The sequence below is a fragment of the Brevundimonas sp. genome (assembly GCF_036963785.1).
Taxonomy (GTDB): Bacteria; Pseudomonadota; Alphaproteobacteria; order Caulobacterales; family Caulobacteraceae; genus Brevundimonas.
The window spans coordinates 1-18367 of sequence record NZ_JBALUS010000008.1; the positions used below are offsets into that span (position 1 = coordinate 1).

An 18367-nucleotide genomic window follows, 5' to 3' on the forward strand; every position below is an offset into this window, starting at 1 on the left:
CTTCTGCAAATGCCATCGGGTGGTCTACCGGCCCAGCGCCTCGAGCAAAAAGTGCTCATTCACTGGGCTTACGGACAGAATTAACGCCAAACTCCAGACTCTCCAAGACGGCGGAGACTGGCGGGCGGAAAACGTCCAGAACGGCCGGATTGGACCGCCAGAAGCGGCAGCGATCGTCGGGATTGAACTGATTTAGCTTTGAGAAGACCGGCCCTTCGGAAGGCCGTGGCACCGTGAGCTACGTAGCCCTAAGGTTGTGGCGGACAGAGAGGGATTCGAACCCTCGGTACGCTTTCACGTACACACGCTTTCCAAGCGTGCGCGATCGACCACTCCGCCACCTGTCCATTTCCACATCGCGGAAACGCGCGGGCAGTCGACCCGCGAGAGGCGAGGCTGATAGAACAGACTGGCCCTCTCGGCAAGCGGGGGGTGGCACCCCATATGCCTTGTCTCCCTTGTTTTGTTCGAGAACCGCCATGCTGTCGCAAAAGACCCAGATGCCCACGGCCGAGACCGCCCTGCCGGGCCGCGCCGATCCCCTGCCCACCGACGAGACGCACTTCGTCAGCGGCAACCCGCTGAAGGGGCCCTACCCGGACGGGTTCGAGACCGCGGTGTTCGGCATGGGCTGTTTCTGGGGCGTGGAGCGCATCTTCTGGCAGCTGCCGGGGGTATGGGTGACGGCGGTCGGCTATTCCGGCGGGATCACCCCCAATCCGACCTATGAGGAGACCTGCACCGGGCGCACCGGGCACACCGAGGTGGTCAAGGTGGTGTTTGACCCGAAGGTGATCTCCTACGGCGACCTGCTGAAGGCCTTCTGGGAGAACCACGACCCGACCCAGGGCATGCGCCAGGGCAATGACATCGGCACCACCTATCGCTCGGCCATCTATTATTTGAATGACGACCAGAAGGCGGAGGCGGAGCGGTCGCGCGAGGCCTATCAGGCGGCGCTGGCCAAGGCCGGCCGCGGTGAGATCACCACCGAGATCGAGGCCCTGGGGCCCTTCTATTATGCCGAGGACTATCACCAGGGGTATCTGGCCAAGAACCCGGCCGGCTATTGCGGGATCGGCGGAACGGGCGTCGTCTGCCCGATCGGCATTGGTGTGGAGGCCTGATCGATGGACCGGGCGGGGATCGGCCGGATCTGTCTGGCGCTGCCGGCGACGGAGCTGACCCATTCGTTCGGCGAGGATCACGACGTCTACAAGGTGGGCGGCAAGATGTTTGCCATCGTGGGCGGCGAGGGCGCGATCAGCTTCAAGGTCTCGGACATCGCCTATGAGGTGCTGACCGAGGCCGGCCACGCGGTGCCTGCACCCTATATGGCGCGCGCCAAATGGGTGCAGGTCGAGGATCCGGCCAGCTGGGACGAGGCCGACCTGGCCGATCACCTCAAGACCGCCCACGCCCTGATCGCGGCAAAGCTGACGAAGAAGGCGCGCGCGGAGCTGGGGCTGGGGTAGCTTGTCCTGCGAATAAACACCGTCTGAATGGTCTGATGGCCATTCCTCCCCCCTCGGGGGAGGGGGACCATCCGAAGGATGGTGGAGGGGGCCAACGTCAGTGGACACATGGGGGCTTCCGGCCCACGACAGCGCTGCCCCCACCACCCCGGCGCTAGGCGCCGCGGTCCCCCTCCCCCGATGGGGGAGGAATAGGCGCAGGCGGGAGCCCCTCGCGCCCGTCGGGCAGAGGTTGGAGGGCAGGCGGAGCGCCGGGCCTTCGCCCGGAGAAGATGAATAATACCGTTTCGACGAAGACAGACGCTCCGCGCGGGTGGTTTTCCGGGAGCTTGCGTCGGGTGGCGGTGTTATCGCCTTACGCAGCGCCCCCGGCGGGCGGGCGGGGCCTGCGCCCCGTCCCGGAACGGCTGAGTATCCCCCTCGACCCAATGTTTTGGGGCCTACCGTTCGCGCCGCGGGCGCTCACTGCTTGAGGCCCGAAGTTTGATTGGCAGTGTCCCAACAACCCCGCTCCATCCGCTCCCGCCGCTCACAAGGTCGCAGGCCTCACAAGCCCTCCGTGCGACGGGACGGAAGGAGTGTGGCATGCCGCCGAACCCGGTTGGGAAGGACGGTCCGGGAAATGGTGGGGGCGTTGAAAGGGTTGGGGAATTCGGGAGCGTCTATCCTATCCCCTGTCTCCTCCCTATCGCAGATGGGGAGGTGGCGCGGCGCGCAGCGCCGTGACGGAGGGGATCTTGAGGGCGAGCGCGCGGCCCAGAACCCCTCCACCGCTCCGCGGTCCCCCTCCCCATCAAGATGGGGAGGAGACAGGCGAAATCAGCTGTGTTTCAGGAGCCGGCGGATGCGCGGATGAATTGGGCATAGGCCTGGGCCGAGCCGAAGCTCCGACCGTCCGGTATCGCCCCGTCGCAGACGGCGTTGGCGGCTACGAGGGTCCCGTCCTCTTCACTGACCGGCTCGGGGTCCGACGGCCCGTCAACTTCTTCGATGAGGGTGCCGTCCAGGGCAAAGAAGGCCGCCCTGTCGGCGCTGACGGTGCCGGCCTCGCAGTCGAACACGACGTCCAGCACCATATATCCGGGGAAACCGTCGAGCTCGGCGGAGACCCCGACGCCGCGGGCTTTGCGGGCGGTCGGAGGACCGTTGATACTGGTCACATCCAGAGCCGTATAGAAGTCGGCACCGTCATCGACCTGACGCCAGTCGCCCGGCTCCTGGACACTGGACACGAGGCTGGTTGCAGCCGCGATGATGGCGATGATGTTGAACATGGCGGGCTTTCCTTCGGGCTCAAATCAGGGTGGCGACCGGGTGGGTCCTCAGTCCCCCGCCCGCTGCGTCTCGATCCAGCGGTCCATGCGGGCGTCGAGGAGGGCGAGGTCGTCAGGGCCAAGGCATAGTGTGGTCTATGATCGATACGCCAGACACTTTGCCGTCAGTGATGGTGAAGGCGTAGTGCCAGCGGTCATCGCGATAGGTTTCGATGAATTGGCCCCGTGACCGGCATTCTTCGAACTTTTCGTAGTCCGGGAAATAGGTGCGTCCGTCGCAGCTCCGCGCGAACGGCGTGAGGTGCGCCAGTTCCTCGCGCATGTTTGCATAGCTCGTACCTGGCTGAATGGCCGTTAGTTCAGGCGATGGTTTCGGGCCGCAGCCAACGAGAGTCAGGGCTGCGACCACATACAGGCCTCCTCTCGCGACGCTCACCGCTTCGCCCGCTGCGTTTCGATCCAGCGGTCCATGTGGGCGTCGAGGAGGGCGAGGGGCAGGGGGCCGGGCACGAGCAGGGCGTCGTGGAAGGCGCGGACGTCGAAGTCTTCGCCCAGGGCCGCCTCGGCGCGGGTGCGGATCTGGCGCAGGCGGATCTCGCCGATCTTGTAGGCCGTGGCCTGACCGGGCCAGCCGACATAGCGCTGCAGTTCGGTCTCGATGTTGTGCGGGGCCAGTGCCGAGTTCTCGGCGAAACAGGCGCGGGCCTGGTCAACGGACCAGCCCATCCAGTGCATGCCGGTGTCGGCGACGAGGCGGCAGGCGCGCCACATCTCATAGCTGAGGCGGCCGAAGCGTTCGTAGGGGGTGCGGTAAAAGCCCATCTCCTCGCCGAGGAATTCGGCATAGAGGCCCCAGCCCTCGGTAAAGGCGGTCACATTGGCGTCGCGCCGGAAATAGGGCTGGTCGGCGGCCTCCTGTTGCAGGGCAATCTGCAGATGGTGGCCGGGCACGGCCTCGTGCAGGGTCAGGGCGGGAAGCTCATACAGCGGGCGCTGATCCAGTTTCGAGGTGTTGACCATATAGCCGCCGGCGATGCCGTTCCGCATCGAGCCGGAGAAGTAGCGGCCGGTGGTGTAGTTGGCCTCGATCTCCGCAGGGACGGGCCGGACGCCATAGGGCAGGCGCGGCAGGGTGCCGAACAGGGCGGGGAGGCCGTCGTCGGCGCGCTTGGCCATCTCCGAGGCCTTTTCCAGCAGCTCCTCGCGGGTGGAGGCGTAGAATTGCGGGTCGGTACGCAGGAAGGTCAGGAAGCCGGGGAAGTCCCCGGTCCAGCCGGCGGCGCGCATCTCGATCTCCATCCGGGCGCGGATGCGGGCGACTTCATCGAGGCCGATCTGGTGGACCTGTTCGGGCGTCAGGTCTGTGGTGGTGTAGCCGCGCACCAGCCAGGCATAGATGTCGCTGCCGCCCGGGCGGTGGACCAGACCGGGGGTCTCGGGCGCGACCGGCAGATAGTCGTCCTTGAGGAAGTCCCGCCAGGCGAGGCGGCGCGGCTGGATGTGGTCGCGGACGATGGCCTCGGCCCGGGCCTGATACGCGCGGCGCTCGCCTTCGGGCAGGGAGGTCGGCAGGTTGGCGGTGGGGCGTAGAAGCGGATCGGTGGCGGTGGTCAGGGCCACGTCGGTTTCGGCCAGCAGCAGGGCGCTTTCGACCACGGAGCGCGACTGGAGCAGGCCGGTGTCGAGACCCCGGCGGGCATTGGCCAGGGTGGCGTCGAACAGGGGGCCCATGTTTTCCAGCCGGGTCAGCCAGGCCTCGACTTCGTCGCGGTCGGTCAGGCGCGCGGAGCCGGCGATATAGGCGGCCGACTGGCCAAAGCCGCCTTCGGAGTTGAAGGCCATGCGCGAGACGTCGAGGTCGATGCCCTCGATGGCGCGGGTGATCAGCCAGGTGGCAAAGGCGTGGTTCTGGGCCTCGGCCGGGCTGAGGGCAGTCTCGTCGATGGCGGCCAGCCGGTCGGACAGGGCGACCAGCTCCGGGCGGCGGGCCAGTTCACCGTCGCGCGACAGATCGGGCAGGCGCGACTTGGCGGCCTCGTCGCCTTCCTGCGCGGCGCCGAAGGGGTCATGGCGTTTGAGGAAGGCCTCATAGTCGGTAATGACAGCGGCCAGAGCCTGGCTGGCGGTGGGAGCGGTCGGGGCCGGGGCGGCGGTCGGCGTCGCCGGACCCGAGGCCGGTGTCGCACAGGCCGAGACGCCAATCATGAGCGCCGCGAGCGCCGTGGCCAGAACCGGTTTGTTCATCTGTCTTCCCCCAGAAATCGAGCGGGCAGTCGAGACGAGGGGGGCCGTCCCGTCAAGCGGAGGCTCAGCCGCAGTAGGCGAAGAAGCGCTCTATGCCGTCGGTCGAGGCAGGATGGGCGACCATCAGCACGCGGCCCTCGGCATCGTGAAGGCCCAGCCAGCCCAGCCTGCGAAACCGAAGGAAGACCGGGGGCGTGGTCGGGGCCTCGGCCAGCACTTCGCCGTGCTCGAACAGCTCGGAGGGCTCGATCCTGCCGGTGAAGCGCTCGGTCTCGCCGCCGGACTCCAGATAGATGACCGGTTGGCCGTCGGCGTCGGCGGGACGGAACAGGTCGAGGCGGCCGCTGCCCTTGTCGCAGGCGAGGGACAGCCAGACGTCATCGCTCTCGGCCCGGCCATAGGCGAGGGAGGCCTGCTCGTCCTCGACATAAAAGGCCCAGTCATGGTCCGCGATGGGCTGCGGCGCGGAGTCGGGGGCCTCGGCCGGACTGAGGGCCGTCGGCGCGGCGTCCATCGACGCGCAAGCCCCGAGCGTCAGGAGCGCGACGAGCAGCGGCAATGTGGTGGCGCGCATGATGTCCCCCGAGCCGTCAGGCTCAATCCGCGCAGATTTCCGTGAAACGGCGCAGCTTTGCAAGGTGGGGACGCGAGAAGGTGATCGTGCGGGTCTGGTCGCCGGCCACGACCTCCAGCGATCCGGTGGCGGTGAAATTGGCGATCGCCGGATGATCGGTGCGCAGGGTCAGGGAAAAGGGGTCGGAGGCATCGCCGGCCGCCATCTGGGCCGTGCCGCTGGCATCGCCGGAGCGGAAACTGGCAAAGCCCGGCCGGGCAGGCAGGTCATAGAAGCTGACGACCACCCGGCCTGAGCCGGGGGCGCAGGCGAGGGTCGTGGTCAGGCGGTCGGTGTCGGGGATTTCGCGGGCCAGAACGGTCTCTCGCGCGTCCTCATAGAGGGACCACACCCAGCCATCGGCCTGGGGCAGACCTGTATGCAGGGCCAGTATGGCAGCCAGCGTCATCATCATGGGGTCCCTCTCCCGAACGGAGAAGAGATGATCAGGCCGGCGCCGTTCCGCAAGAGGCGAAGAAGGCCTTCACGGCTTCCTGATCGGCAGAGTCTGAGCCGATGGCGACCTCGCCCTGCTCACTGACGACGGTCATCTTGCCGGTCGCGGCCAGATCGGCCAGGGCCGCGTCGTGCCGATCGATCTCGGCTTCGTGCAGGATGCCGCCGGTCATGGGGTCCTTGTAGGAGGTCTGGCCGGTGGCGGTTTCGGCCTCGGCGCGGACGGAGCCCAGGGTCGAGACCTTGTCCTCGCCCTCCGTGCACATCAGCATCAGCACCAGCTGGTCGGAGTTGGCGACGCCATAGGCCAGTTTGGCGGTGTCACCCTCGGTGTGAAAATGCCAGTCCATGGCCGGCGCCGCAGGGGCGATCTCGACCGGGGTCTCGGCCACCAGCATGATCGGCGCCGCAGCGACGCCGTCTTCGGCGGTGTAGCTCTGGGCAGCGTGGGCGACCAGGCCCAGGGCGGCGACGGCGGGGATGAGAATCTTGAACATGCGAACACCTCTGTTGCGAGGGAAACGCGGTCCGCCGTTAACGGTTCACGGCCAAGCTTCAACCCCCGGCAGAAATTGCCGGGGGCTGGCTGCGAGAGGGGCCGTGGGGGGTCAGAAGGGGCTGAAGCGCTCAACCAGCGACTGGGCGGCCGGGGTGGCCTGCATGCGGCTGATGTCGCCGCGGCCGCCGTAGGAGATGCGGGCCTCGGCGATCTGGGTGTGGTCGATGCTGTTGGCCGAAGAAATATCCTGCGGGCGAACGATCCCGGCGACAGTCAGCTCGCGCACCTCGCGGTTGGTGCGGACCTCCTGACGGCCCTGGATGATCAGATTGCCGTTGGGCAGGACGTCGGTGACGACGGCGGCGATGGTCAGGCTGACCCGCTCGGAGCGGTTGACGCTGCCGGAGCCGGAGGCATTGGCCTGTCCCTGGACGCCGACCATATTCGCCGGGTCAAAGCCGCCGGGGAAGGCCTGGCCGATGCTGTTCTCCAGCCCGAAGAAGTTGGTGACGCCGCCCGAGGCGTCATTGGTGCGGGCGCGCTGGGTGGAGTTCTGGGTCTGGGCGCTGTCGTCGATGTCGATGCGGACGGTGACGATGTCACCGACATAGCGGGCGCGCTGGTCGCCGAAGAAGGTGCGGGCGCCCGTGCGCCACAGGCTGTTGGCGCTGGCCGGACGGGATTCGGGGGCCGGCAGATACTGCTGCTGCACCGGAACGAGGGCGGCCGGATAGCCGATCGGGGCCAGTTCAGGGCCGCGCACCGCCTCGACGGCGGTCGAGCAGGCGCCCAGCGACAGGGCAGAGAGGGCGGTGAGGGCAAGAACGATACGCATGGGAATCCTCTCGGCGGGACGGATCAGCGGGACTGGGCGCGGAAGGTACGGGCGGCGGGGCCGACCATGGCCTGACCGGGGGCGGTGGCGATGGCCTCGATGGTGCGGCCGGACTGCAGGTTCAGGATCGGCACGGGCTCGCCAATCGCGGCATCCCGAGTGGCCCGGCCGGTGATGGTCAGGGTCAGACCCTGATCGACATAGGCGACCTGGACCATGTCATTGCGGGCGATGACCTGGGGCTGGGCGAGGTCCCGGCCCAGCACGGGTGTGCCCGAGCGCAGGGCCCGACGCGCGGACAGGCCGATGACCTCCTCGGCATCCGCCGGGCCGCCGACGGGCGCGCGGTGGGCCTGAACCTCGGTCCAGGCGAGGTCCTCGGGGCGGATGATGTCGCCGGCGGCGAGGCTGCGGGTCCAGGTCAGGACCTCGACCGTCTCGCCCGGGCGGGCGGCGGCGGAGGTGGCGGAGGCGGCGGACGGGGCGGCGCTGCCCTGACGGACGACCACCCGGCGCAGGCCGCGCGGATTGGCCCAGACCAGACCGGCCTGATGGGCGCGCGACTGGACCATGCCGGCGTCGAGCACGACGGTCGGGCCGGCCCGGCGGGCGATGACGATGTCGGCGGCGGCGCCTGCGCCCTCGAACAGTTCGCCCAGCGTGACCTGACCGTCGTCGTCGACCGGATTGTCGCGCAGGGTGACGGGCGCCGTGGCCAGCGCCGCCGAGGCGGTAAAGGCCAGGCACAGGCCCAGCGCGAGGCGGCGGATCAGCCGGGCCATCAGCCCTTCACCTGGGCCGAGACCGACATCATTTCGTCGGCGGTCGAGATGACCTTGGAGTTCATTTCATAGGCGCGCTGGGCGATGATCAGGGCGCTGATCTCGGAGACGGCGTCGACGTTCGAGGCCTCGGTATAGCCCTGCAGCAGCTGGCCGAAGCCAGGCTCACCGGGGGCGCCCGGCGTGGCGGGGCCGGAGGCGGCGGTTTCAAGCAGCAGGTTGTCGCCGATGGCCTCGAGGCCCGCTTCGTTGAAGAAGGTGGCGATCTCGAGCTGGCCGACGACGGTCGGTTCGGTCTGGCCGGACTGGATGACCTGAACCTCGCCCGCCTTGGAGATGAAGACGTCGATGGCGTCCTGCGGGATGCTGATGGCGGGCTCGACCGCATAGCCGTCGTCGGTGACGACCTGGCCCTGGCCATTGACCGAGAAATTGCCGGCGCGGGTGTAGGCGGTCTCGCCCGACGGCAGGGTGATCTGGAAATAGCCCTTGCCGTCGATGGCCAGGTCCAGCCGGTTGCCGGTCTGGGTGGGGGTGCCCTGTTCGGTGATGCGATAGACGCTGCCGGCCTTCACACCGGCACCGATCTGGATGCCGGTCGGGACCACCGTGCCCTGGGCCGACGAGCTGCCGCCCATCCGCTCGACGTTCTGGTACAACAGGTCCTGGAACTCGGCCCGCTGACGCTTGAAGCCGACCGTGTTCATGTTGGCGATGTTGTTGGAGATGACCTCGACGTTCAGCTGCTGGGCTGACATGCCGGAGGCGGCGGTGCGTAGGGCTCTCATGGGATTGCTCTCCTTGAGGGGGAAGGGGGAAGGGGACGGGTCGGCATCAGCCCACGCGTCCCAGCCGCTCGACGGACTTGCGGCTCAGTTCGTTGCTCTGTTCGATCATTTTCGAGATGCGCTCATAGCTGCGGCTGATCTCGATGAGATTGGTGATTTCGAGGATAGGATTGACGTTGGATCCCTCCAGCATCCCCTGATGGATGCGGGCGTCGGGGGCGTCCATCGGCTGGGCATTCGAGGTGTTGCGGTACAGGCCGTCACCGGCCTTTTCGAGCACCGACAGGGTGTCGAAGCGAACGACCGTCAGCCGGCCGACGACCTGGCCGTCCTGGCTGATGGTGCCGTCTCCGGCCACCTGGGGGGCACCGCGCGCCGGATCGAGCAGGATCTCACCGCCGTCGCCCAGCACCGGCAGTCCGGCGGCGGTGACCAGCAGGCCCTCGGGGCTGATGGTGAAGGCGCCGTCGCGGGTATAGGCCTCGGCGTCCCCGTCCTGGACGGTGAAGAAGGCGCCGTCGCCCTCGATGGCGAAGTCGAGAGTGCGACCGGTCTGGGACAGGGCGCCCTGGCCGTAGTCGCGGCCCACACCCCGGTCCAGAACGAAGCTGACGCCCGGGCGGACGGCGTCGTTGCGGGCGCCCTGGCCGATCTCGGTGCCGACCATCAGCTGCTCGACCTTGAAGCCGGTGGTGTTCGCATTGGCGATGTTGTTGGCCACGATGTCGAGCTCGCGGCGCAGCGTCATCTGGCGTGACAATCCGATGTAGGCGACGTTTTCCAAGACGGAACTCCTTCGCTCCGACCGTCGCAAGCACCATGCCAGTGAGGTTAATTCAGTAAAATCAAAGCACTGAGTTTTTGCTGCGACGCTTTGCCCGGCAGAAAATGCCGGTTCTAAACGCCCCGTTAACCAAAACCCGCTTCTTTGGGCCGGTCAGAGTGGGGCCATAGCGCATGCTGAAATTTGGCAAGAAGAAGAAGGCCGAGGGGACCGACGTCGCCGTGGCCGAAGGCGCGGGCGGTGACGGTGAGGGCGAAGCGGCTCCCGCCAAGAAGAAGCTGCCGCTGCTGTTCATCATCATTCCGGTGGCCCTGCTGGTGCTGGGGGGCGGAGGCGCGGGCGCCTTCTTCATGCTGTCGCCCAAACCCGCCACAGCCGAGGGCGCTGACGGGCATGAGGCGCCCAAGGATGACGGCCACGGCGAGAAGAAGCCCGACAAGGGCGGGGGTCACGGCGGCGGCGGCGGAGAGATGGACCCGGCGCTGGGCAAGATCACCGAAGGGCCGGACGGGGTGACCTTCTACACCCTGCCCGACATGGTGGTGAACATTCAGACGGCCGACGGCCGGCCCGCCTATCTGAAGCTGCGGCTGACGCTGGAGCTGAAGGATGCCCATCTGGCCGACCAGCTGATGGCCGAGATGCCGCGTCTGCAGGACATGTTTCAGGGGTTCCTGCGCGAACTGCGCACCGAGGACCTGAACGGCTCGGCCGGCAATTTCCAGCTGCGCGCGGAAATCCTTCGCCGGGTCAATCTGATCCTGGCGCCCGGCAAGGCTGAAGCCGTGCTGATCGAAGAAATGTTGGTGAACTAGGATGAGCGAGGCCGCACTCGCCGATGCCGAGGACGATCCGTTCGGCGCTGACGACGGGGAGGGCCGTGCGGGCCTGATGCCCGAACGGGTGCTGAACCAGGAAGAGATCGACAGCCTGCTCGGCTTCGACATGGGCGGGGACGACGAGGAACGCTCTGGCATCCGGGCGATCATCAATTCGGCTCTGGTCAGCTATGAGCGCCTGCCGATGCTGGAGATCGTCTTTGACCGCCTGGTGCGGTTGATGACGACATCCCTCCGCAATTTCACCAGCGACAACGTCGAGGTCAGCCTCGACAACATCTCGTCGATCCGGTTCGGCGACTATCTGAACTCGATCCCGCTGCCGGCCATCCTGGCGGTATTCCGGGCCGAGGAGCTGGACAACTACGGCCTGCTGACGGTCGATTCCAACCTGATCTATTCCATCGTCGATGTGCTGCTGGGCGGTCGCCGCGGCACGGCGGCGCTCCGGATCGAGGGCCGGCCCTATACGACCATCGAACGGGTGCTGGTGCAGCGCATGGTCGAAGTGGTGCTGAACGATGCCCGGGCCGCCTTCGAGCCGCTGACGCCGGTGCATTTCAACCTGGACCGTCTGGAGACCAATCCGCGCTTTGCCGCCATCGCGCGGCCGGCCAATGCGGCCATTCTGGTCAAGCTGCGCATCGACATGGAAGACCGTGGCGGGCGTATCGAGCTGTTGCTGCCGTACGGGACGCTGGAACCGATCCGCAAGATGCTGCTGCAGCAGTTCATGGGGGAGAAGTTCGGCCGCGACAATATCTGGGAAGGCCACCTGGCGACCGAGCTGTGGACCACCGACACCGAGGTTCGGGCCGTGCTGGACGAGCAGCAGGTGCCGCTGTCGCAGGTGCTGAATCTGAAGGTCGGCGACACCCTGATGCTGAATGCCACGCCCAATTCCGAAATCTCGATCCGCAGCGGCACCATCCCGCTGACGACGGGGCGGATGGGGCGCAAGGGCCAGAATATCGCCGTGCGCGTCGAGGCACCGGTTCGGGTGGAGATCGCCGAGCGTCTGGCCAAACAAAAGGGTCTGTCATGATCGGAACGGTTCTGGATGCCATTCTGATGCTGCTGCTGGTCAGCGCCATCGCCTATGGCGTGCGGCTGGATCGTCGGCTGAAGGCGGTTCGCGAGGGACAGGCGGCGTTCGCCGGCGCGATTGCGGAGCTGAACAGCGCCGCGGGCCGGGCCGAGTCGGCGCTGAAGACCCTGCGCGAGGCGGGCCAGGAAACCGATCTGCTGCACGACCGCATCGTCAAGGCGCGGGCCCTTAAGCAGGAACTGGAAGGCCTGCTGGCACGCGAGGGCCGGGAAGTCCGGGCGGCGGTTGCCGCAGCGCCTGCGCCCGAGCCGAAGCTGCGCATGGCCCCGGGGGCGGATCCGGCGACCGACCTTTACGGCAAGCTGGAGAGTCTGGCGGTGGCCCCCGATGTGCCCGGAGAAGCCGCCGAGCGGTTCGCCCCGGTGCTGCAGGCGCTGGCCGCTAACCACGCTGCGAAACAAAGCCTGAACCGCGCCCGCCGTAGTCTGGACGAAGACCTGTTTGCTGCCTGATCCCTCCTTTCGCGCTGTCTGAAAGCCCCTGATGTCCAAGCTGCCCCGCCTGTTGCCTCTCGTTGCCATCGCCATCGGCGGGGTGATTGCCGTGCGCGCGGCCGGAACCGTGCCGGGCATGTTCCAGGGCGCCGTGGCCTGGGCCGAGGAAGCCGTGCCCGCCGAGGGCGCCGAGACGCCCAAGCCGCCGGTGGCGGGGGTCTGCACCCTGACCGACGAACAGCTGGCGGATCAGGCCGGAATTTCTCCGGCCGAGCTGCGAGTCATCCAGTCGCTGTCGGGACGGCGCGTTGAGCTGGACGCGCGCGAGGAGGAGATGGCGACCATGCTGCCGCTGCTGATCGCCGCCGAGCAGAAGATCGACGCCCGTATCGTCGAGCTGAACGCCGTCGAGGGCGAGGTCGAGGACATGCTGGGCCAGCTGGACGAAAAGGAGCAGGCCGAGGTCGACCGTCTGGTGCAGGTCTATTCCGCCATGCGCCCGCGCGATGCGGCGGCCGTCTTCGTCACCCTGGACGATGAGGTGCGCCTGCCGGTGGCGGCGGCCATGCGGCCCCGGGCGCTCGCCGCCATTCTGGCGCAGATGCCGCCGGCCGAGGCCCGCGAACTGACCGAGAAGCTGGCCGGAATGAACACCCGTCCGGATCTGGAAGCGCGAGCGGCGGCGGCCAGCCGGGGAACACCGGCACCGGCCGCAACGACGCCTGCGGCCACACCCGCCGCGACGCCGGCCGCGCCGCGCGCACAGCCCGCCCGTCAACCCGCGCGCCAGACCCCGCGACAGACGCCGCCGACGCGTGAGACCCCGCCGCCTGCCGCGGAGACGCCAGCTTCCGAGCGTGCCGCCGCCGCCGAGACCCCGGCGCGCGGTCCGGCCCGCCAGACGGTGCAATAGGCGCCACGCCACTTGCCTTGGCGGGCTGAGGCTCTAAGACGCGATCCTGTTTTTGTTTTCGCCCGAGGACCCCTCATGTCCGATACCCCGCCCGATCGCCTGTGCGTCGATCCCGACAGCAAATTCCACGATGAGGCCGTGCTGGCGCGGGGCGTCGGCATCCGCTTCAAGGGCGAGGAAAAGACCAACGTCGAGGAATATTGCGTTTCGGAAGGCTGGGTGCGTCTGGCCGTCGGCAATCGCGTGGACCGGCGCGGCAAGGCCCTGACGGTCAAGCTGCAGGGGCCGGTCGAGCCCTATTTCCAAGACGTCGAATAGCGCTCGGCCGATCGGGCTTTGCGCCCCGCCCGTGAGCCGCTAGGACTGCGGCTCCGGTATTCGGGGGAGATGACGATGCGGCTTGCAGCAACAGCACTGGTGGCGACGCTGGGATTGATGGCGCTCGGAGTGTCGTCGGTCGCCACGGCCCAGACCGCCGAGGATATCCGAATTGCCGAACAGCTGCGCGATCGCGCCCTCGAGGGCAGCGGGGCGTTCGAGATCGTCGAGGAGCTGACCACCCGGTTCGGACCGCGTCCGGCGGGCTCGGCCTCGGAACAGGCGTCGGCGCAGTGGGGCGCCGAGCTGATGACCGGCATGGGCTTTGCCAATGTCGAGATCGAATCCTTCCCCCTGAAGCTGTGGGAACGGGGTGAGACCCGGGTGGAAATCCTGTCGCCCTTCCCCCAGGCGCTGGTGGCGACCGCGCTCGGCGGAACGATTTCCACGCCACCCGGCGGGATTGAAGCCGAGGCGGTGATCTTCGAGACCTATCAGGAGCTGCTGGACCAGCCCGAGGGCGCGCTGACCGGCAAGATTGTGGTGGTGTTGCAGGATACGGTGCCGGCCCAGGACGGGCGCGGCTATGGCACCAGCTCGCCTATCCGCGGACAGGGCCCGTTTGAGGCGGCGAAGCGCGGGGCGGTCGGCTATGTGCTGCGCTCGCTGGGCACCCACGACCACCGCTTTGCCCATACGGGCGCGACGCGGGTCGGCGAGGGCCAGATCCCGGCCTTTGCCATCAGCCCGCCGGACGCCGACCAGCTGCGCCGGGCGCAACGCCTGACCGATGAGCCGATCCGCATGCGGCTGGTCTCGGGTGCCGGCTTTGTCGCCGACAGCCACTCGCAGAACGTCGTGGCCGAGGTCGTCGGCTGGGAGTTTCCCGATCAGGTGATCGTCATCGGCGGGCATCTGGACAGCTGGGACCTGGGCACCGGCGCGATCGACGACGGGGCGGGCATCGCCATCACCACGGCGGCGCTGAAGCTGATCGAGGATCTGCCGGTCCAGCCGCGCCGCACGATCCGCGTGGTCTGGTGGGGCTCGGAAGAGGTCAGCCAGCCGCCGCCCTCGCAGGGTCTGGCCGGGGCGCGCTTCTATGCCGACCGCCGGGCCGGAGAGCTGGAGATGCATGTCGCCGCCAGCGAAAGCGATTTCGGCGCGGACCGGATCTACAGCCTCGCCCTGCCGGCCGGCGCGGGTGACAGCGAGCTGCGCCGGGCCGCCATGCGGGTGCTGACGCCGCTGGGCATTCTGTTCGACGGGGCGCCGGCGACCGGCGGCGGACCCGATACCACCCCGCTGGTGCAGGCCGGCGTGCCCGCCTTTCGCCTGAACCAGCAAGGCATGGACTATTTCGACACCCACCACACGGCCGACGATGTGCTGGACCGGATCGACCCGGAGGCGCTGGACCAGAACGTCGCCGCCTGGGCCGCCTTCCTGTGGCTGCTGGCCAACTCCGACATCGACTTCCGGGCCTTACGGGCGGCGCAATAGGCCCTCTGGCGAGCGTGGCGAAACTGGTAGACGCAAGGGACTTAAAATCCCTCGACTTCGGTCATGCGGGTTCGACCCCCGCCGCTCGCACCACTGCAGGCTAGCGCTTCTTGCCCAGCTCGGCGGCGATGTCCTTGATGTTGCGCCCGGCCTTGCGGTGGGCGGCGGTCAGCTGGTCACGGGTCACGCCCCAGCGCTTCATCCAGTGTTCCATGGCCTGACGCTCGGACAGGTCCAGCCGGTCCTTGTCGATGAAGCCGCGCTTGTCCTTGAGGCCCGCCATGGTCGTCTCCGTTGCTGCGTGTGAGGTAGCGCGAAACGGGTCGCGGCGCGACCGCGGGGCGTAACTTCGTGTTTCGCGCAAAGAACCGCCCTTAACCCGACGCGCTTTCGTGGGCACAAGGGGGAAATCCCCTCCGTTCGCATGGATATTCGATGAAGAGAGCCCGACACGCCCGGATCGTCGCGACCCTGGGACCGGCCAGCCGGTCGCCCGGCATGGTCAAGACCCTGGCCCAGGCCGGGGTCGATGTGTTCCGCCTGAACTTCAGCCACGGCTCGCACGACGACCATGCGGCGGCGCTGAAGGCGGTGCGCGGGGCCGAGATGGCGCTGAAACGGCCGCTGGGCGTGCTGGCGGACCTTCAGGGGCCCAAGTTGCGGCTGGGCCGGTTCCGGGACGTCGAGATCGACATCAAGCCGGGTCACAAGATGCGCTTCGACCTGGACCCCGAGCCCGGCGACGAGACGCGGGTGCAGATGCCGCATCCGGAGATTTTCAAGGCCCTGCGCGAGGGCATGCTGCTGCTGCTGGACGACGGCCGGGTGCGGCTGCGCGTCGGCAAGCGGTCGGACGACTGGGCCGATGTGACGGTCGAGAGCGGCTCGAAACTGTCGGACCGCAAGGGCGTGGCCGTGCCGGAAGCGGTCATCCCCGTGTCGGCCCTGACGCCCAAGGACCGCGAGGACCTGGCCTTTGCGCTGCGGATCGGGGTGGACTGGGTGGCGCTGAGCTTTGTGCAGAAGGCCGAGGACATGGCCGAGCTGAAGCGGCTGGTGAACGGCAAGGCGGCCTGTCTGGCCAAGATCGAAAAGCCCCAGGCGCTGAACGAGTTGGAGGCCATCCTCGACTATTCCGACGGGGTGATGGTGGCGCGCGGGGACCTCGGCGTCGAGCTGGACCCGGAAGAGGTGCCGGTCGCGCAAAAGGCCATCATCCGCGCCGCCCGCCATCGCGGCGTGCCGGTGATCGTGGCGACCCAGATGCTGGAATCGATGACGGGCGCCCCCGCCCCGACCCGGGCCGAGGCCACCGATGTCGCCAATGCCGTCTATGAGGGGGCCGATGCCCTGATGCTGTCGGCCGAGACGGCCTCGGGCGACTATCCGGTCGAGGCGGTGACCATGATGAACCGCATCATGGAGCGGGTGGAGCGCGATCCGGTCTGGCCCAGCCTGATGGACGCCGAACATGCGGGCATGGACGACATTGATGCCGATGCCCTGGTGGCCGCGGCGCGCAAGGCGGGCGAGGCGCAGTCGACCGCCTGTATCGTCGTGTTCACGACCCTGGGCGGCACCGCCCGGCGGATGGCGCGCGAGCGGCCCCTGCATACGGTGCTGGCCCTGACGCCCAATCCGGACACGGCCCGGCGGCTGGCGCTGGTCTGGGGGCTGGAGCCGCGGCTGGGCCGCCAGCCGGACTCGCTGGAACAGGTCACGGACGACGCCGTGAATGGCGCCATGGACTATGGTCTGGCCCAGCCGGGGCAGAGGATCCTGATCCTGGCCGGGACGCCCTTTGGCGCGCCGGGGGCTGCGAATCTGTTGCGACTGGCGCATGCTCCGTCGAAGATGAAACGGCGGAAGTGATCCTCCCCTGTGTAGCGTAGCGAAACGGGGGAGGGGGACCGCGCGCAGCGGGGTGGAGGGGGCGGACCCTGACACCGGTGCCTGTTGTCGCCCCCTCCACCACTCCGTGGTCCCCCTCCCCCGCGGGCGGGGGAGGAGATGAGTGCATGATCAAATATATCGGCTCGAAGCGGGCTTTGCTGGGGCAGGTGACCTCGGCGATCGGCGCGCTGGCGGGGCCGGGGACGACCGTGTGCGATCTGTTTTCCGGGTCGGCGCGGGTGGGGCATGCGCTGAAGCGGGCGGGCTACCGCGTCTGGTCAAATGACCACAATGCCTATGCCCATGTACTGGCCACCGCCTACGTGCAGGCGGACCGCGAGCGCTGGCTGGACCGGGCCGAGGCGGTGCTGGCCGAGCTGCGGACGCTGAAGCCGGAAGCGGGCTGGTTCACCCGGGCCTTCTGCGAGGATGCCCGCTATTTCCATCCGGACAACGGCGCGCGGATCGATGCCATGCGCGCGCGGATCGAGGCGCTGGATCTGGAGCCCGAACTGAAGGCCATCGTGCTGGTCAGCCTGATGGAGGCGGCCGACCGGGTCGATTCCACGGCGGGGGTGCAGATGGCCTATATGAAGCGATGGGCCCCGCGCGCGCTCAAGCCCCTCGAACTGCGGATGCCCGATGTCCTGCCCTCGGTGGGGGGGCCGTGCCGGGCGACGCAGGCCGATGCCGTCGAGATCGCGCCGGAGATCGAGGCCGATCTGGTCTATCTGGACCCGCCCTACAACCAGCATTCCTATCTGGGGAACTACCACTGCTGGGAGAGTCTGGTGCTGTGGGACAAGCCCGAGACCTATGGCATCGCCAACAAGCGGATCGATGTGAAGACGCGCAAAAGCGCCTTCAACAGCCGGCCGGGGATCGGGCCGGCGCTGGCGGCGGTGATCGAGGGGCTGAAGGCACCCAACCTGGTCGTGTCCTTCAACGACGAGGGCTATCTGGACCGGGAAGCTCTCACCGGGATGCTTTCGGGGCGCGGGCATGTGCAGGTGATCGAGATCGCCCACCCCCGCTATGTCGGCGCGCGCATCGGCATCCATAACCCGAAGGGCGAAAAGGTTGGCCAGATCGGGCGGCTGAGGAACGTCGAGTATCTGTACGTCGTGACGCCCGAGCCGGTGGCCCTGCCGCACGCAGCTTGATCTGCGGGAACCGTCGGAGTTTGATGCCGTTTGATCGCCATGGACGCGATCAGAGACATTCAGGCGGGCGAGATGGGCAGCGAGGCCAGATTTGCGGGCCGGGGTCTGGTCCGGTCAGAACGGGCGGTCGACGCCTTTCAGACCGTCGCCTGGCGTGCGCCCGAACCGCGCCGGGACCGGTTCACGGCAGCCAACGTCTCGGACCCTGCAGAGGCCGAGAGCGAAGAGATCCCGCACTGGATGATCCTGGTCGGCGGGGCATTGCTGGCGGCGTTGATGGGCGCCCTGATGGGCGGAGCCATGGCGCTCTAAGCTGGGCGCCCGATCAGATCGGACGTTGTTTCGCGGCAGTGTTGCGCGATAGGTGCCATCTGAGATTTTGCCAGCCAGCGCTGTTGACCGATTTTTTCCCCCGCTGCTAGGGTTCGGCAAGATCAACCTTAGCA

General features: G+C 67.9%; 23 protein-coding genes and 2 tRNA genes. 13 read left to right on the plus strand and 12 right to left on the minus strand.

All coding sequences use genetic code 11. The features are described from left to right. Positions 1–196, plus strand: a 196-nt coding sequence (locus V7672_RS14030; protein ID WP_335625190.1) for a hypothetical protein, incomplete at its 5' end; no start/stop codon positions are given. Between the two features lie 61 nt (positions 197–257). On the opposite strand, the gene V7672_RS14035 is transcribed toward V7672_RS14030, so the two are convergent. Continuing rightward, positions 258–347 (minus strand) — tRNA-Ser (locus tag V7672_RS14035). A gap of 132 nt (positions 348–479) precedes the next feature. On the opposite strand from V7672_RS14035, the gene msrA reads away from it, so the two are divergent. Both msrA and V7672_RS14045 read left to right on the plus strand, forming a co-directional pair. Continuing rightward, a complete protein-coding gene (gene msrA / locus V7672_RS14040; protein WP_335625191.1) occupies positions 480–1127 on the plus strand; it encodes a peptide-methionine (S)-S-oxide reductase MsrA in 648 nt (215 codons plus the stop codon). A 3-nt stretch (positions 1128–1130) separates the two neighbouring features. Continuing rightward, complete coding sequence (locus V7672_RS14045) at positions 1131–1475, plus strand: MmcQ/YjbR family DNA-binding protein (protein ID WP_335625192.1); 345 nt, start codon at positions 1131–1133, stop codon at positions 1473–1475. 830 nt (positions 1476–2305) lie between these two features. On the opposite strand, the gene V7672_RS14050 is transcribed toward V7672_RS14045, so the two are convergent. The 10 genes from V7672_RS14050 to flgF form a co-directional block, all read right to left on the minus strand. Next, a complete protein-coding gene (locus V7672_RS14050; RefSeq protein ID WP_335625193.1) occupies positions 2306–2749 on the minus strand; it encodes a hypothetical protein in 444 nt (147 codons plus the stop codon). 112 nt (positions 2750–2861) lie between these two features. Further along, entirely contained in the window at positions 2862–3158 is a 297-nt protein-coding gene (locus tag V7672_RS14055) for a hypothetical protein (RefSeq protein WP_335625194.1), read from the minus strand. Positions 3159–3181: 23 nt separating this feature from the next. Then, positions 3182–4993, minus strand: a complete 1812-nt coding sequence (locus V7672_RS14060; protein WP_335625195.1) for a DUF885 domain-containing protein — start codon at positions 4991–4993, stop codon at positions 3182–3184. A 64-nt stretch (positions 4994–5057) separates the two neighbouring features. Beyond that, positions 5058–5567 (minus strand): hypothetical protein, encoded by a 510-nt coding sequence (locus V7672_RS14065; RefSeq protein ID WP_335625196.1) that lies wholly within the window; start codon positions 5565–5567, stop codon positions 5058–5060. 22 nt (positions 5568–5589) lie between these two features. Further along, complete coding sequence (locus V7672_RS14070; RefSeq protein ID WP_335625197.1) at positions 5590–6021, minus strand: hypothetical protein; 432 nt, start codon at positions 6019–6021, stop codon at positions 5590–5592. A gap of 31 nt (positions 6022–6052) precedes the next feature. Beyond that, entirely contained in the window at positions 6053–6559 is a 507-nt protein-coding gene (locus V7672_RS14075) for a hypothetical protein (protein WP_335625198.1), read from the minus strand. Between the two features lie 111 nt (positions 6560–6670). After that, positions 6671–7396: a flagellar basal body L-ring protein FlgH gene (flgH, locus tag V7672_RS14080; protein WP_335625199.1), complete on the minus strand. Its 726-nt coding sequence runs from the start codon at positions 7394–7396 to the stop codon at positions 6671–6673. Between the two features lie 23 nt (positions 7397–7419). Further along, a complete protein-coding gene (flgA, locus tag V7672_RS14085; RefSeq protein WP_335625200.1) occupies positions 7420–8178 on the minus strand; it encodes a flagellar basal body P-ring formation chaperone FlgA in 759 nt (252 codons plus the stop codon). After that, a complete protein-coding gene (flgG, locus tag V7672_RS14090) occupies positions 8178–8966 on the minus strand; it encodes a flagellar basal-body rod protein FlgG (protein ID WP_335625201.1) in 789 nt (262 codons plus the stop codon). The genes flgA and flgG overlap by 1 nt, the downstream gene beginning before the upstream one ends. A 46-nt stretch (positions 8967–9012) precedes the next feature. Next, positions 9013–9750, minus strand: a complete 738-nt coding sequence (gene flgF, locus V7672_RS14095; RefSeq protein WP_335625202.1) for a flagellar basal-body rod protein FlgF — start codon at positions 9748–9750, stop codon at positions 9013–9015. Between the two features lie 173 nt (positions 9751–9923). On the opposite strand from flgF, the gene V7672_RS14100 reads away from it, so the two are divergent. From V7672_RS14100 to V7672_RS14130, 7 genes are all read left to right on the plus strand, one after another. Next, positions 9924–10565 (plus strand): flagellar basal body-associated FliL family protein, encoded by a 642-nt coding sequence (locus tag V7672_RS14100; protein ID WP_335625203.1) that lies wholly within the window; start codon positions 9924–9926, stop codon positions 10563–10565. Position 10566: 1 nt separating this feature from the next. After that, a complete protein-coding gene (gene fliM / locus V7672_RS14105; RefSeq protein ID WP_335625204.1) occupies positions 10567–11634 on the plus strand; it encodes a flagellar motor switch protein FliM in 1068 nt (355 codons plus the stop codon). After that, positions 11631–12149: a DUF6468 domain-containing protein gene (locus tag V7672_RS14110; protein WP_335625205.1), complete on the plus strand. Its 519-nt coding sequence runs from the start codon at positions 11631–11633 to the stop codon at positions 12147–12149. Before fliM ends, V7672_RS14110 begins: the two co-directional genes overlap by 4 nt. 31 nt (positions 12150–12180) lie before the next feature. Beyond that, a complete protein-coding gene (locus V7672_RS14115) occupies positions 12181–13044 on the plus strand; it encodes a MotE family protein (protein WP_335625206.1) in 864 nt (287 codons plus the stop codon). Between the two features lie 75 nt (positions 13045–13119). Then, a complete protein-coding gene (locus V7672_RS14120) occupies positions 13120–13362 on the plus strand; it encodes a DUF3297 family protein (protein WP_305487808.1) in 243 nt (80 codons plus the stop codon). Between the two features lie 75 nt (positions 13363–13437). Continuing rightward, positions 13438–14865, plus strand: a complete 1428-nt coding sequence (locus tag V7672_RS14125) for a M20/M25/M40 family metallo-hydrolase (RefSeq protein ID WP_335625207.1) — start codon at positions 13438–13440, stop codon at positions 14863–14865. Positions 14866–14873: 8 nt separating this feature from the next. Next, positions 14874–14958, plus strand: a tRNA-Leu gene (locus tag V7672_RS14130). 7 nt (positions 14959–14965) lie between these two features. Here V7672_RS14130 and V7672_RS14135 read toward each other — a convergent pair. Beyond that, positions 14966–15148 carry a DUF3606 domain-containing protein gene (locus tag V7672_RS14135; protein ID WP_335625208.1) on the minus strand — a complete coding sequence of 61 codons (183 nt, stop codon included), beginning with the start codon at positions 15146–15148 and terminating at the stop codon, positions 14966–14968. Positions 15149–15300: 152 nt separating this feature from the next. On the opposite strand from V7672_RS14135, the gene pyk reads away from it, so the two are divergent. The 3 genes from pyk to V7672_RS14150 all read left to right on the plus strand — a co-directional run bounded on the left by pyk (position 15301) and on the right by V7672_RS14150 (position 18233). Then, on the plus strand, positions 15301–16737 hold the full coding sequence (gene pyk, locus V7672_RS14140; protein ID WP_335625209.1) for a pyruvate kinase: 1437 nt from the start codon (positions 15301–15303) through the stop codon (positions 16735–16737). Between the two features lie 146 nt (positions 16738–16883). After that, positions 16884–17921, plus strand: a complete 1038-nt coding sequence (locus V7672_RS14145) for a DNA adenine methylase (RefSeq protein WP_335625210.1) — start codon at positions 16884–16886, stop codon at positions 17919–17921. 39 nt (positions 17922–17960) lie between these two features. Next, the gene (locus V7672_RS14150; RefSeq protein ID WP_335625211.1) at positions 17961–18233 is read left to right on the plus strand and encodes a hypothetical protein; all 273 of its coding nucleotides are present in this window, start codon (positions 17961–17963) and stop codon (positions 18231–18233) included. The last annotated feature ends 134 nt before the right edge of the window (positions 18234–18367 follow it).